The sequence below is a fragment of the Synechococcus sp. WH 5701 genome, assembly GCF_000153045.1.
Lineage (GTDB): Bacteria > Cyanobacteriota > Cyanobacteriia > PCC-6307 > Cyanobiaceae > Regnicoccus_A > Regnicoccus_A antarcticus.
This window is the reverse complement of record NZ_CH724159.1, coordinates 435281-450009: the sequence shown is the minus strand read 5'-3', so window position 1 is coordinate 450009 and position 14729 is coordinate 435281. Positions and strand designations below refer to the sequence as shown.

Here is a 14729-nt window from a genome sequence, read left to right as displayed (position 1 = left end):
GCCCGAGAAAGGCATGGAGTTGCCATCACGGCCGTATCAACCATGGTCACGCCAAGGACGGCAGCACCAAGAGCGGCAGCTCCAACTCTGGATCGGACGTATCGAGCCATCCTCACGACCCCCGATCAGGTCTTCACAACTGCCTGAGCTTAGGAGCCATGGCCCGGCTCCTTGATCTGGTTGCAGGACTGGAGGTAGGCGGCGTCGAAATCCGGCGTAGTCAAGCTGAAGTCAGGCTTCAGGTCATGACCCTGGCGAAAGCTGGAGCATCCCAGCTCCCGCTGCCCCTTGAGAAAGAGTGTCTCGCCGCGGTTGAAATAGTACAGAGCATCGTTGGGGTTGAGCTCAATTGCTTTATCGTAATCAGCCAGTGCTCCTGGATAATCCTTCAGGGAGTTCCGTGTCACCCCGCGGTTGTTGTAGGCCGTTGCATTCTTGGGATCAAGCGCGATGGCTTTGCCGTAGTCCTCCAGCACGCTGGGATAGTTCACGGGGGTGACGGCAGCCTTCACGTCGGCAAGGCGCAGATAGGCTTCTGAATTGTCAGACTCCAGCCGAATGGCTTGCTTGCAATCGGCCAGCGCCCCGCTCAACCGGGTCAGTTCGAGCTGGGCCTGGCAACGGTCGATCCAGGCGGTGGTCAGCTTCGGATTCCTCTCAATCGCCTGACTGCAAGCCTCCACGGCAGCCTGCCAATCCGAGACCTGGATCATGGCTCTGCATTGTGCAGCAGCATCGTCCATGGCCGTGGGGTTCCCCATGGCGAGGGCCGAGCTGAATCCAAGCCCGCTGGCGCGTGAGGCTGGTGGCACAACTCCCCATGGCAGGAGCATGGAGATGATGCCAGTGAGCACGGTCAGCAGGTGCCAGCGCATCCGGAGAGCCATGGTGGTGAATCGTTGGGTGAAGCCAGCGTAGACACTTTGACCCCAGAAAGATCACGGTGCTGTGCTTCCATGATGCCAGAGGGAAAGCAATGGAGACACAGAAAGAGAATGACTGTGCTGGTCTGGGTTTCTGCGCGTCAACGGTCAAAGCATGCGCAGAAATAGGTGCAGCTTCACGCCGCACCCTTCTGCCAGATCTGGCCTTCGCTAGGAGCAGAAACTCCCAGGAAAATACTGACCTAATTCAGCAAGGCACCGAGGCCGATCTGGTGGAGAATCCCCTGGCCAGAGAAGGCCTCGACCAACACCCCGATCACGAAACCAAGCATGGCGAGCCGCCCGTTCAGGAGCTCTGCACGACGGTGAAAGCCCCACCCGCTTTCGCTACCTGGGCTGGCACGGTACATCCTCGGTTCAACGACAGCGGGATCAAGCAACCTGGAGCCTTCGGACTCCCACATGCCTCCCTCTGATTCTGCGTAAGTCTTGACCTTGGTAAGTTCTGATGGAGCTGTCATGGCATTCACCCTGGCAAATGTGATGGGCTGTGGCGAAGGGAACTGAGGGGAGCATCCATGGCCTCACGATCCATGTCGTTCAACTGCAGATTTAGTGGATTTTTCATCAAACGCATCGAATCAATCTTGATCAGTCTTCCCTTCCTAACCCGAATTCTAATCGAAGTAATCTCATGGAACCGAAAAGCGATACGCCGAATCTGCCAGTGACGGATTACCGCCTGCTCGGATCAGGCATGGGTCAGCATTGACCCGGTTCTGGGTGGGGAAATCCGTATGGCCCATCCACCCTGCTCAACGGGTGAGCAGATGTCCGGTCTTGACCCAGATGGTGCAGCCCGCCTCACTCCAGGGCCGGTGTTGGCTGCCGTTGGGATTGCGCAGCCAGCTGCCGGCGGGATAGTTGCCCTGCTCGTCCTGAAAGACTCCATCCAGCACAAAGATTTCTTCGCCGCCAGGGTGCCCATGGAGCTGGAAGCGCGTACCGGGCGCCCAGCGCACCAGGGCCACATGCTCGGAGCCGAAGGCATGCAGCGGCAGCACCTGCAAGCCAGTCACCAGGCCAGGCAACCAGTCGCTGCTGCGGGTGTCGATCACCACGGTCTGCTGATCGAGCGGCTGCATCTGATGCAGCTTCACCAGAAGGGTGCAGCCCTGCTCACTGAAGGGCGCATGGGCGGAGCCGGCCGGGTTGCGCAGGTAGGTGCCTGTTGGGTAGTCGCCCTGCTCGTCGGAGAACGTGCCCTCCAGCACCAGGATCTCCTCGCCGCCCCCATGGCTGTGCCGCTCGAATCGGCTGCCGGGTTCATAACGCACGATCGAGGTGGCGCGGGCCACTTCACCGCCGAGGCGATCCAGCATCCGCCGCTCCACACCGGCCATCGGTGAGGGGCTCCAGGGGAGGGCCGTGGTGTCGAGCACTACCCGCTGGGCGAGATCGGCGTGGAGTTCCATGGCCTTGATTTTGAAGCCAGCGAGCCGCCACCGTGGCTGCTGGTGGCGCCACGGGCATGAAGGGCTCACGACTGAGTGAAGCTGAAGCATTCTCTCGATCCACCGGGTTCACCGATATCTCCAGCACCATTCAGTGAGCTTGTCTTCGAGTTCCCGGGTGACGGGTACTGGGAGCTCGACTCCATCCACTTCCCCCGACCGGTAAGCCGCTATGGCACTGCCGATTTCGCCCGTGCCTACGGCCTGCTGTTCGAGGCCCTGGAGATGGCCTACGTGCATGGCTTCGCCTACCGGCCGGGTGACACCCCTGGCCGAAGCCGAGCTGCCCGAACGCGTCCAGCGCGCTGCTGATCGCCGCGCTGCAACAGGATCCCCCGGCCCGCGAAACCCTCCAGACCACGGACGATCCCGCCGCCGACATGGAGGCCCTGCGGACGCGCGATGGACGCACGGGCCTTGCGATGGCGGCCTATCTGGATCTGGTGGGTAACCGCCTGCTCGATGGCTTCGACATCACCAACCCCCGTGCCCTGGAGTTGCCCGACGTGCTGCTGCGGGGCCTGGCCGCCAGTCCCGGCGTCTACGAGGGCCCGGTCCGGCGGGTGTCGCTGCCCCCGGAGTTCGATCGGATCCAGAAGGGCGACGTGCTCGTGACCGACAGGGGTGGCCTGCTGTCCACTCTGCGGTCGTGGCGCGGGAATACGGAATCCCTGGGGTGGTGGGAACCCGCGAGGCCAGCCGGTGCCCCCGGGATTCGCCCTCTCCGGAACGTTCGTGGACGCGGTGGCCGCCGCCAGTTTTGCCGGCCAGCACCAGACCCTCCTCAATGTGCCCTCGGTGGGAGAGCTGGAGGAGGCCCTGTGCGAGATCTGGTGGTTGGCGAATTCCTAATCGCTCAAATCACCCTGCTGTTCAAGGAACGGGACTTCGAGGCCGGCGAAATGCTGCGCGTTGCCAGGGCCGACAGCAGGTGAAGACCTTTGTCATGAGATGAAGACCCATTGCGCCCGGAGCACAACCCCCTTGCGTGGGCAGGACGTCCGTCCGATTGTGTGCACATCGGGATTCGGAGGTTCCAGGACATGGACGACACCCCCCCTGAGCAGCCACCAGGAGCGAACTGACGTTCGGACCCTGCTCCAACAATCTTCAGGGATCACTGGTTTCCCTGGCGTTGCCCATCGACACTGTCTTTTGCACCGCCGTCGATTGCACCGTCTCAGGTGCCCCGGACCCATCGGGAGACCCCGCTAGAGCCATGGCCCCAGGTGCCATCGCCAGGCAGCTCCGCCCCACAATTGAAGACACCAGAACGGACGCAACGTCCGCTTGAGCAGCTGCGATCCTTCACCGGCAACACAGCTGACCAGACAAAGCCCGGGGCCAACCCTCCGGGCTTTGTTACGGGCACCAATTCTTCGGCGCCAGGGGCCTGAGTTCAGAGCCTGATCGGCTCATTGGAACTGGGCAACACGCAGTGCTGAATGCCCCAGTCGTACTGCGCCCAGACCGCCTCAGGCAGAGGGAAGCAGGGGCCGGGGAACGGGGTGAGCCGCACGCCGCTGGGGCGGGCCGAGCAGTGGGGCCAGCTGCCTGGCCGAGCCAGGAACTGCCGGCAGTAGTTGGAAGGGGTATGCAGGGGCACACTCCTGAACAGGCAGGGGATCTCGAGCAGGAGCCAGTTCATGAGACCACCCCGGAGTTAACGATGTCAGGGGCCGAATCTGTCCAATAAAAGCCATCCACCTCAACCTACTCACCTGGGATAGTCGAGTGTTGAACCGCAGGATCCGCATGGGCAAGATACCACTTGCAAAGACATACTGAATTACCTGATTAATAGCCTGGATGAAATGTGTTCAGGAAGGCTAGAGGCAAACCTGCCCAGCAAAGACGGCTATTTTACAGTTTCGACATCTTGTGCTTTCCAGCTGCTGCGGAATGCCTGATGCCAATGCAGGTTATCGTTGAAACAATCTCTATGGCTACATCAGCTTGACATGAGGCTTTATTCATGACCTCGGCGCCAATCTCATGGGCCAGGGTGTCTAGCGCAAAACCTCTATTTTGACAACGCAATCTGATGTCCACAATTGCATCGCGCTCGCCCAGGAGAGTCACGTCGACGCTACTGCCGATGGCAACGAAATGCGGTACACCCTTGAGGATCCCTGCCGCGATGGCACGAATCGACTTTTCAAGTTCAAGGTGCCGACGGCGCACACCGCTGATGGCGAGAACAGAGATACTGCCAACGAGATCCAATGCCACGACGTTGAGGACTAGCAGGCAGAACGCATTCCAGCTTTGCTCTGGCTTACCGACTACCCATCCGATGCCGATTACGGCTGCTGGTGGAATAAGGGAGATCGCCACTTGGACCCCTATAACCGCATCGATTGCTTGCCCCCAGGGGTGTTCTGCAATTTTAGGATGTGCAACCAGGGCTAGCGATGCTGCCGCACCTGCTGACACGGCGATCAGTACGTTCAAGACAACCTCCTTCCCAGAGGGCATCGCCCTTAGCAGGATCTCCGGAGTAGTATCGATATCTGGAATGTACATCCTCAACACGAATGTGATCACCGCCGAAAGACAGGCCCCGATCGCAAGTAGCCCGAAAAACTGTTTGACGAATCCTCCGACTAAAATACGACCATTTCGGAAAAGTGCGCCAATGCATACAGCCCGTGAGGGAGCCATGAATGGGGCGACGCACATCGAACCGATGACAACTGCCGCACTGTTGAGCAGAAGCCCAGCTGTTGCCATCACCGTTGCGGCAACCACCATGGAGATGTATCCGCCGGTAATGGTTGCACCAGCTATGGCACGCTGCTCCAAGGTGGTGTGGTAATTGCGGACCCCCCATGCACCAAAGTTGACCTCAATGTCCCTGGGAAGCAATTCTTCAGAGTTGTTTGGAATCATGATTGCAGAATCAAATCCCTGTTCTTTTTAGAATAGCTATGATTCCCGAGAAAACTAGGCAGACCCTGGAATCATCATGCCGTACACTCACTTGGTGAACCCCTGAACGATGTCAACGATATCGGGGGAACCCCAAAGTCTCGGCCTCGTCTTTGTGTAGATAGCCTACGGACCAAGCCTCTGGACATTGCGCCGTAAGGAAATGATGGCGGAAACCGCCAACGGGGAATCGGATCAGCCTTCATCCCCTTCGATAATCGATTTCCCATCAAAGGGCATAGCGCAGGATCGCGGCGACGGGGGCACCATCGGGGAGGTCCTCCTTCCGCACACTCAGCACCTCTCCGCCGGAGAGCAGCACCCGCCTCGCGATCTCATTGAGCACGCTACAGGAGCTGGCGCCGGGGGCCATGACCTCGTCGATGCGGCCGTCCGTTTCGTCAACGTGCCCGTCGATCACCCTGTCCATGTCCACCAGCAAACTCTGCACTGCCTCGAAGGTGGCGGCCCTGGCCACCTGGGCGACATCGGTGCTTGCACGGCCTTGGTTGCGGCGCAGGCCGAACCGCTCGCGCCAGTCGGCCAGCCGCTGCCGGTTGAGCGCATCGAACACAGGACGGGCCGCCTGGGCCAGCTCGTCATCGGAGCGGCGCTCAGGGCTGCCCTCGATACCGGCGGCGGCCAAATAGGGGGAGCTGTTCACCGAGCGGTAGATCGCACCAAGGCTGTCCACCGCGGCCAGAATGAGTGGCAGGTCTTGCCCGGATAGGTAATACCGCAGGCCCCGCTCCACCTTGCGGGCGTACTGCCGCAGCGGCACTTAAGTGCTCAGGTGCCGATCGATCAGTGGGGCGATCTCCTGAGCTCGCTCCATCGCCAGATCATGGGTCCCGCCTGAAAGAATCACCAGATGGGCGCCAGGGAGTCGTGAGGCCAGCCGCTTCCCCACCTCCACCGGGCTGATCGGATCGGCATCGCCCCACAGCAGCAGGGTGGGGATGGTCAGCGCAGGCAGCTGATCGGAGAGGTCCACGTTGGAGGCGGCGAACCAGTCGGGCAGCTGGAGATGGGCGGCGGCGAAGGCCTCACGCCAGTCTTCGGCCCCGTGCTCGACCATCGGCAGGCCGCCAGAGGTGACGGCGAGCACCAGGTGGGTGATCCGATGGGGTGCGGCAAGGGCGGCCTGGAGGGCCAGCACACCACCCATCGACTGGGCGATCACGGCGGTGGGTCGATCCAGACGCTCAAGGACAAGTTGAAGCAGGTCGTCAAACCCCTGCACCCTCGAATCCAGCCGTTCGCCCCCAAAGCCCGGCCAGCCTTGATGGATCCGCTCAGCGCCGTGCCTGAGGCGCTCAGCGACTGGCCGCCAGATCTCCGTGTTGCCGGAGGCGCCAGGAAGGAAGAGAAGCCTGGTGGGAGGATCCAAGGCCCAGATTCGTATCCGATGGATCGTCGCCTTCATCTTGCTCTCGGCGTCGCAGATATCGAGGCCTCCATTGCCGACTACAGCGCTCGGCTGGGGTTGGAGCCGGACTGCATCGTTCCAGGTGACTATGCGCTCTGGCGAACCACGGCGCTGAATTTCTCGATCCGCGTCGTACCCGTCGGGGAGGCCGGCCAGCTGCGCCATCTCGGCTGGGAGGATCCGAACGCAACGGTGATGGAGACATCGGTGGATATCAACGGCATCCTCTGGGAGCGATTTTCCTGCTCGGTGCAGCGACAGGAAATCGAGGCCCTGTGGGGCACGGCTGCCAGGTTCAAAGGAACTCCTCAAGAGCCAACTGGCTGAAGCACGCGACCCTGCTCCGCCGCGCAGTCTGAGGTGGAAGCAACTCAGCGCCGACGGGTTGATCTCGGCTACCACTGCGCCTCCACCCGTCTCCAGCCCGCCTTCCGCAGCTTCTGCCACTGCTCGATCGCTCGCTTACCGGAAAGCCTCTGTCACCGCTGGAGCAGGGCAGGCCGCTCGAGGATCGGCTCCCCTCGGTCGATGAAGGGAAAGTGCACCTAACGCGGTTTAGCCAAGAGCACTGTATAATAACTTTTTGATATATTTAGCAGCTTGTCATTGAATCAGTCGCCCAAGTCGGCACGCCTTTGGCCAGCTGCTGTCTCGCTGGAAGGAGCCCTCAAACGTGGAATATTTTGCCCCTGCATCGCTCGTAATTCAAACCAATCAATAGACAACCTACTCTGCCGACCTTTAGCGATGTTGAGCATTCCAGAACTATGATAGGACGACAATTCAGATCCCCATTACCAAGCCCTTTGTCAGCGAGCACCGTTGCATCAGCGCCTGAGCTGATTGCCGACCTTCCGCTCCATCTCTCGCGGCTTCTTATTAGTGCCGCAGGCACGAAAGCCACTTACCACTTTATCGAGCGAGTTCCCGCTGTTAATCGCATCATCCTTGTTAGCAACCATCGCAGCTTACTAGACGCTCCTTTGCTGATGGCAGCGCTGAACCGGCCAATACGATTTGTATGCCACTACTACATGAGTCGGGTCCCAGGCTTGAGGGAGATGGTCTCAGCGATGGGGGCATTCCCTCTCGATGCACCACAACAAAGGCCCAAGGAATTCTTTCAGAAAGCCGTCAGCCTGCTGCATGAGAAAGAAGTTGTCGGGATCTTTCCAGAAGGCGCAGAACCTATGATTCAATCTACGACACCAAATCGAATCAGGTCCTTCCACCGCGGTTTTGCCCACCTCGCCATGCGGGCTCCCGTTGGCGATGTAGCCATCCTGCCAGTAGCCATCGCTTCGCTTCAGGAGCAGACAAGTAACCTCGCCCCACTCAGCCTCTTCAAATTGGCTGACCCATCAGAGCCCTTGTTTGATCGTGGTGGCTGGCACCACAGCGTTCGTTATCAGCATGTCCGCGTGCTTGTGGGACACCCCCTATGGGTAAAAGATAAGCAAAGAGCCGAGTATTGCGGGCGACAGGGTGGATTGCTTGCACGAGAGCTGACCGACTCTTGCCGGAATCAGATCATCGAACTGATGCGCCAAGGCTGCTCGTAACTGGTTCTTTCCTCCATGCCATTTCTAGTCAATCCACTGTCCTCCCCCCTTGGCGAGTCTCTCAAGCCGTCTCGTCCTCTGTTTGTCTATCTGCCAGGGATGGATGGCACTGGAGAATTACTCAGGCCTCAGCTTTCAGGGTTGAAGGCCTCATTCGACATCCGCTGCCTTTCCATGCCCTCGGATGACTTGACCGGCTGGGAAACACTTGTCGAGCAAATTGCTCGGTTGATCGCCAATGAGCAGCATCAAATCCAATCACGACCTACCTACATCTGCGGTGAATCCTTTGGCGGTTGTCTGGCCCTGCAGCTTGCAGCCTCCTTCCCTTCCCTTTGCCAACATCTGATTCTCATCAATCCTGCCACTTCTGCTGCTCATCAACCATGGGTCAGCTGGGGAGCATCAATCACTCAACGCTTGCCGCCCAAACTGTATCGGCTATCTACCTTCGGCCTGCTCCCACTCCTGATCCAGCCACAGCGGGTCTCTCTGTCTAATCGACAGGCTTTATTGCAGGCTATGCAATCAGTTTCTCCCAGAAGTGCTGCCTGGAGGATTTCCCTGCTCTCGAAGTTCGCCCTTGAGACGTTGCCGCTGGAACGAATCATTCAGCCCGTCCTGCTGCTGGCGTCAGGTGCAGACCGGCTTCTCCCATCCGTTGACGAAGCCGGAAGACTCGTTCGACACCTGCCCAATGCGCGTACTGTGCAGCTACCAGACAGTGGCCATGCTTGCCTATTGGAATCTGAGGTGAATCTCGGAAAGCTCCTGAAGTCAACAGAATTTGATCCTTCTATCCGCGGTGGTAGAGAGCTTCTTCTCCACCCTCAAGCTGGAGCTCAATCTGGATGACAATCGAAAAGTTTTGACCTCACCCCAGCAGCCTCAGCGTGATCTGGCCTTCTCGATCGAGGGTTACAACAACCGCGAACGCCGCTATTCAAAGATCGGCAACATCAGCCCTCAATGACCGCAAAGCTCCAGAATTCAGCCCTGTGTGGTTTCTGTCTGGGGATCGCTAGGAAACCCTCGGTCAGATCGTTGCTTCGAGCGAAAGATTGCCGATTGGCCCCAACCGAACAAGAAACATACTGATAAAACCCGCATCTGTGGCCACCGTCAAGACGTCAACGTCTTGTCAGGGGCCATCACTGGCAGGCAAGGGCTGGCTGGAGCCATAGCCACTCACTCTATTTAGGGCTTCCTGAAGATCTCCAGACCGCTTGCAGTGCAGTGGATCTGGGCACTTCTATGGCGGTATAATGTGCGCAAATCGGCTGGATTGAGCCGAAAAGCTGCACCAAGTTTTCCACATGTACCGCCGCAAGGAAGGCAATCAGCTCTCCTTTGATGATTTCTTCCTCCCATTCGGCGGGAAGCTCTCGGGGGATAACCGCTGGGTGAAGTTGGCGGATCTGATCCCTTGGGATGAGCTGGAGCATCACTACGCCTCGCAGTTTTCAAAGGGGTTCGGAGCGCCTGCCAAGCCTTTTCGCATGGCCCTTGGTGCCTTGATCATCAAGGAGCGCTTGCAGGTCACCGACGAAGAGCTCGTTGAGCAGATCAAGGAAAATCCCTATCTTCAGTTCTTTCTTGGCTTGGAAGGCTTCCAGTTCGAGGCACCGTTTGATCCCTCGATGATGGTGTATTTCCGTCGTCGGCTGCCAGAGAAGACCATCAATGACTGCAACGAGCGGATCGTCCGGCATGGCAAACAACAAATTGCACAGAATAAACAAGGCGACAATGATGATCCTGATGATGGTGACGGATCAGTGCCTGCCGCTCTTGAACGCCCCAGCCAAGATGCGAAGGCGCCCAAGAGGCATCAAGGAATCCTTCTGATTGACGCCACATGCGTGCCCAGCGATATTCGCTATCCCACTGATCTCTCTCTTCTCAATGAAGCCCGCGAAACGACAGAGAAGCTGATTGATGAGATGCACAAGCAAGTGCGTGATGTGTTTGGCCACAAACCAAGAACCAACCGGCGTCAGGCCCGTCGTCAATTCCTGGCGGTGGCCAAGAAGAAGCGTCCGCGCCTCAGCAAGATTCGCAAGGCCATTGGTCAGCAGCTCCGGCATCTGGCTCGAAACCTGTCCAGTATCGATGCTCTGATCGCCTGCGGTGCAAGAGTTTTGGCGGCTGGTCGCCATTGGTATCGCAAGCTGTTGGTGATCAGTGAGCTGGTGAGGCAGCAAAAGATCCTGTATCACTCAGACACCAGAAGTATTCAGGATCGAATCGTCAGTTTGACACAACCCCACATCAGGCCAATCGTTCGTGGCAAGACTAGAAATAATGTTGAATTTGGTGCCAAGATCTCGATCTCGGTCAGTGGCGATGGATTTGCATTCCTGGATCGTCTCAGCTGGGATCCCTACAACGAAGGAGAAGACCTAAAATCCCAGGTACGCACTTTTCACCGTCGCCATGGCTTTTATCCAAAGGTTGTCTGTGCTGATCAGATCTATCGCACACGATCCAACCGCGCCTTTTGCATGAGGCATGGAATTCGCTTGAGCGGGCCGCGTCTTGGCAGGCCAAAAAATGATCCTGATCTCGTCGCTGCAGAGAAGAAGATCGCTCTAGATGATCAGAGGCGGCGCAACGGTGTAGAGGGGAAGTTCGGCCAAGGGAAGCGCCGTTTCGGGCTTGGGCTCGTTCGTGAGAAGCTGGCCGAGACCTCAGGTTGCACCATCGCCATAAATCTGTTGGTCATGAACCTCGAGAAGCTCCTGGAGCTTCTTGTTGTATTGATTGCCATACTCCAAGGCTTGCTAATGGCATGTATCGCCTCTGAGAGGCGTCCCACGCTGCTCATTTCATCGGGACTGAGTTTGGCTACATGCTGAGATGATCACGGCGCAGGCATCTCTGGATCAGAGGCTGGCCCGAGCAATAGCTTTTTCAGGAGGCCCTATTTAAAAGCAGCGGCTGAACACAATCGTGACTCCACCACAAAGGATTTGACTACGGAGCTTCTGTGGTTTCAGATCTTCTTCTCTTCGCTCTTTTCAGCCTGGCGCCCAAGCCAGCTTTTGAGCTCCACATAAAACACCGGCACCACGAACAGCGACAGTACGGTGGCGACGGCCAAGCCGCCGAAGACCACAGTGCCAAGGGAAATCTGGCTACGTGCACCAGCACCGCTGGAGAACACCAGGGGCAGGAATCCGAGCAAAGACGCGATTGCTGTCATCAGGATCGGACGCAGTCTGGATCGAGCGGACTCCCGGGCTGACTCCAGGACATCAAGGCCACCAGCCAGGCGCTGATTCGCCAGGTCGACGATCAGAATTCCATTCTTTGCCGCCAGGCCGATCAACATCACCAGGCCCACCTGTGCATAGACGTTTAACACTTCACCCCGTAAGCTTAGGAACAGCAGGGCCCCCAACATGGCAGTGGGAACGGTCATGAGCACGATCAGTGGATCGCTGACGCTCTCGTACTGGGCTGCCAGTACCAGATACACCACGAGGATCCCCAGGGCGAAGATCGCCAGCGCCAGGGAGCCGGCCTTGATTTCCTCGCGGGAGATGCCTGTCCAGTCGTAGCCGAGGCCGTTGATCTGCAGACTGCGAAACAGGTTCTGCATGCCCTTGATCACCTCACCGGTACTACGGCCCGGCGCCGTAGTCCCTTCGATTTTGATAGCGCGGTAAAGGTTGAAGTGGGGGATCACTGCAGGGCCAGTTATGGGCTCAACTCTGAAGAATTCCGAGAGGACGATCGGCTTACCGACGCGGTTGTTCACGTACAGCGAAGCAAGCCGTTCGGGGGTGGAACGGTAGCCTTGGTCGGCCTGCACATAGACACGACGTACTTTGCCGGACTGGAATGTGTCATTCACATAGCTACCACCCATGCTCACGCTGAAGGCCTGCATGGCCTCGCCGAAATCAACATCAAGGGCCTCCATCCGATCGCGATCCACTTGAACTCGCAGCTTCGGGGAGACGGCCGAAAACTGGGTGAAGGCAACGCCGAACGCGTCATCGGCATTGGCTTTTCCGATCAGCTCGTCCGCTGCCCCTGAAAACTTGGCCAGACCCAGAGCACCTCCACTCCTATCAAGTAACTGGAACTCAAAGCCCCCAGAATTTCCATACCCGCGAATCGGCGGCGGCTCCACGACGATCATGCGAGCGTCTTCGATCACCGCGAGCTGTCTATTGAGGCGACCCACGATCGCAGCAGCACTCTGATCCGGTCTTCGTCGCTCCTCCCATGGCTTCAGCCCGAAGAAGAAGAAGCCTCGGTTTGGGGTGTTCCCCTCGAAGCCAGCTCCACTGAACAACGCAGCCGTCGCGATCTCCGGCTCATTGCGCAGGATCTCTGCCACACGTCGGTTGATTCGCTCCGTGTTCTGAAGCGAGGTTCCCTCAGGCGCCTGCAGGATGCCCAGGGCATACCCTTGATCCTCCACAGGCACGAAGCCGGTGGGAATTGCCGTGAAGGCCACACCCGTGAGAACAATCCCCCCCAGTAACAGTCCCATGACTAGCCGCCTGTGGCCCAGCACCCAGTCCAGGCCGCTGTGGTAGCGACCTTCCATTGCGGCATAGATCACGTTGAAGCGGCTGAAGATTTCGGGCGTGAACCAACTCACCAGAAACCCCAGGGCGGTGCAGATCACCACGGTGAGCGGATGTTCCGTCCCGCCGATCACCACACCGGTAAGGGCTCCTGCAATGGCCATGGGCAACATCAGTGGCCTGCCGGTGATGTTGCCCATGCCGTAGCCCAGCACAGTCCCGATTACAAGAGCAGCAAGAATCGTAAGAACGCCACCACCGCTCAGCAGCACGCCAAAGATGAAGGCCAGGGTGGTTCCGCCGGTGGCGTAGTTGGCACGGCTGGGAGATCCCTCATAACGATCCAGTAGAAGGCCCGAGAGCATCGGTGAGAAGGTAAGAGCGTTGAACGTAGAAATTGCGATCGCCGCCATGATCGTGACGCCAAACTGCTTGTAGATCGTCCCTGTCGCACCTGGGAAGAACAGCACTGGGACGAACACGGCGATCAGCACCAGCGAGGTGGCGAGGATGGCTCCGAACAGTTCGTTCATGGCGGCCCGCGCTGCTGAGAGAGCGTCAAGGCCTGAGCGCATTTTGCTCACGGTGTCTTCAATCACCACGATGCCGTCATCGACCACCAGTCCGGTCGCCAGCACAAGTCCGAACAGCGTCAGTTGGTTGAGCGATACGCCGACCAGCTTGGCAACGGCGAAGGTGCCGATCAGCGATACAGGAATGGCGATCGTTGGCACCAACGTCGCCTTCCAGTCCTGCAGGAACAGGAATAGAATTAACACCACCAGCACGATTGCGTCCCGCAGTGCCCCAACGACCTCTTCGATCGACGCGTTGATGAAATCGCTGTTGTCGTAAACCTTCTCCATCTTCACCCCGACCGGTAGGGTGCTGGCGAAGCTCTCGAGTACTTTCTTGACACCGGTAGATACCTCCAGTGCATTGCTGCCGCTGAGTTGATAAACGGCCATCCCCACCGACGGGACGTCGTTGAGGTCGGTACTGCTGACGTCATAGCTCTCACCGCCCAGAGTGACCCTGCCGACGTCCTTAAGGCGGACCAGACCGCCGCTGGGGGTCCTGCGCACGATCAGGTTCTCAAACTCCTCAACAGAGGTGAGCCGGCCCTGCAGCTCGATACTGAAGGTGAATTCCTGATCGGCTGGAGCAGGCGAGCCGCCGATCTGGCCGGCCGGCACCAGCCTGTTCTGGCTCGTTAGAGAATCCACCACGTCGCTGGCTGTCAGGCCATTGACGGCCAGACTGGTTGGGTTGAGCCAGAGGCGGATAGCGAGCTGGCGGTTGCCGAAGTAGGCCACGTCGCCGACCCCCGTCACCCGCTTGATCTCGTCGGTGAGACCCTGGTCAAGCAGGCCACTGATCGTCTCAACGCTGTACGGCTTCTTGGCATCGGAGCTTCCAAAGATATAGACGAGCAGGATCGAGGTTGAGGCCTTGTTCACACTGACACCTGACTGGCGCACCTCCTCTGGCAATTGGGGTTCCGCTAGACCAACCCGGTTTTGCACATTCACCTGGTTGATGTTCTTGTCACTGCCGCTGGCGAAGGCCACAGTGATAGCGCTACTTCCATCGGAAGCGCTGCTGGAGGTGATGTATTCCATCCCCTCGACACCGTTGATTTGTTGTTCCAGTACGGAGGTAACGCCTTGCTCGACACTGATCGCGTCGGCGCCGGTGTAGTTGGCCGACACGCTCACGGTGGGTGGTGCGATGTCCGGCAGGTTCTCAACGGGCAGCAGCGGGATCGAGATCAGCCCGGCGATTACGATCAGCAGGCTGCAGACCGCAGTGAGCACTGGTCGCCGGATGAATTGGTTCGAGAGCGACATGGGGCAGACGGCGGA

The 14729-nt window shown here is 58.6% G+C and carries 13 protein-coding genes and 1 pseudogene; 6 read left to right on the top strand and 8 right to left on the bottom strand.

Features of this window, described 5'->3' with window-relative positions:
* Positions 1 to 149: 149 nt before the first annotated feature.
* Positions 150 to 887, bottom strand: coding sequence for a tetratricopeptide repeat protein (locus WH5701_RS03165; protein ID WP_083781808.1), 738 nt, complete (start codon positions 885 to 887; stop codon positions 150 to 152).
* Between the two features lie 812 nt (positions 888 to 1699).
* Positions 1700 to 2359: a cupin domain-containing protein gene (locus WH5701_RS03155; protein ID WP_006170479.1), complete on the bottom strand. Its 660-nt coding sequence runs from the start codon at positions 2357 to 2359 to the stop codon at positions 1700 to 1702.
* A 75-nt stretch (positions 2360 to 2434) separates the two neighbouring features.
* Between WH5701_RS03155 and WH5701_RS03150 the strand changes: the two genes are divergently transcribed.
* A complete protein-coding gene (locus WH5701_RS03150) occupies positions 2435 to 2710 on the top strand; it encodes a hypothetical protein (RefSeq protein WP_006170478.1) in 276 nt (91 codons plus the stop codon).
* 337 nt (positions 2711 to 3047) lie between these two features.
* A complete protein-coding gene (locus tag WH5701_RS18775) occupies positions 3048 to 3353 on the top strand; it encodes a hypothetical protein (RefSeq protein ID WP_367279698.1) in 306 nt (101 codons plus the stop codon).
* Positions 3354 to 3797: 444 nt separating this feature from the next.
* Here WH5701_RS18775 and WH5701_RS03140 read toward each other — a convergent pair whose 3' ends face one another.
* The 4 genes from WH5701_RS03140 to WH5701_RS03125 form a co-directional block, all read right to left on the bottom strand.
* Complete coding sequence (locus WH5701_RS03140; RefSeq protein WP_006170475.1) at positions 3798 to 4046, bottom strand: hypothetical protein; 249 nt, start codon at positions 4044 to 4046, stop codon at positions 3798 to 3800.
* A gap of 215 nt (positions 4047 to 4261) precedes the next feature.
* On the bottom strand, positions 4262 to 5290 hold the full coding sequence (locus tag WH5701_RS03135; RefSeq protein ID WP_232201771.1) for a DUF389 domain-containing protein: 1029 nt from the start codon (positions 5288 to 5290) through the stop codon (positions 4262 to 4264).
* A 268-nt stretch (positions 5291 to 5558) separates the two neighbouring features.
* The gene (locus WH5701_RS03130; RefSeq protein WP_006170473.1) at positions 5559 to 6110 is read right to left on the bottom strand and encodes a hypothetical protein; all 552 of its coding nucleotides are present in this window, start codon (positions 6108 to 6110) and stop codon (positions 5559 to 5561) included.
* Positions 6111 to 6719 (bottom strand): alpha/beta fold hydrolase, encoded by a 609-nt coding sequence (locus WH5701_RS03125; RefSeq protein ID WP_006170472.1) that lies wholly within the window; start codon positions 6717 to 6719, stop codon positions 6111 to 6113. It abuts the gene before it with no gap.
* 18 nt (positions 6720 to 6737) lie between these two features.
* On the opposite strand from WH5701_RS03125, the gene WH5701_RS03120 reads away from it, so the two are divergent.
* Positions 6738 to 7085, top strand: coding sequence for a hypothetical protein (locus WH5701_RS03120; protein ID WP_006170471.1), 348 nt, complete (start codon positions 6738 to 6740; stop codon positions 7083 to 7085).
* A 68-nt stretch (positions 7086 to 7153) separates the two neighbouring features.
* On the opposite strand, the pseudogene WH5701_RS18770 reads toward WH5701_RS03120, so the two are convergent.
* A pseudogene (locus tag WH5701_RS18770) lies at positions 7154 to 7222 on the bottom strand (DUF1651 domain-containing protein); the annotation flags it as partial.
* A 303-nt stretch (positions 7223 to 7525) separates the two neighbouring features.
* Between WH5701_RS18770 and WH5701_RS16600 the strand changes: the two are divergent.
* From WH5701_RS16600 to WH5701_RS03115, 3 genes are all read left to right on the top strand, one after another.
* On the top strand, positions 7526 to 8320 hold the full coding sequence (locus tag WH5701_RS16600; protein ID WP_083781807.1) for a 1-acyl-sn-glycerol-3-phosphate acyltransferase: 795 nt from the start codon (positions 7526 to 7528) through the stop codon (positions 8318 to 8320).
* A gap of 15 nt (positions 8321 to 8335) precedes the next feature.
* Positions 8336 to 9175, top strand: coding sequence for an alpha/beta fold hydrolase (locus WH5701_RS16595; RefSeq protein WP_156776512.1), 840 nt, complete (start codon positions 8336 to 8338; stop codon positions 9173 to 9175).
* Between the two features lie 461 nt (positions 9176 to 9636).
* Complete coding sequence (locus WH5701_RS03115) at positions 9637 to 11178, top strand: IS5-like element ISSysp4 family transposase (protein ID WP_006170113.1); 1542 nt, start codon at positions 9637 to 9639, stop codon at positions 11176 to 11178.
* A gap of 137 nt (positions 11179 to 11315) precedes the next feature.
* On the opposite strand, the gene WH5701_RS03110 is transcribed toward WH5701_RS03115, so the two are convergent.
* On the bottom strand, positions 11316 to 14714 hold the full coding sequence (locus WH5701_RS03110; protein WP_006170467.1) for an efflux RND transporter permease subunit: 3399 nt from the start codon (positions 14712 to 14714) through the stop codon (positions 11316 to 11318).
* Positions 14715 to 14729 lie beyond the last annotated feature (15 nt).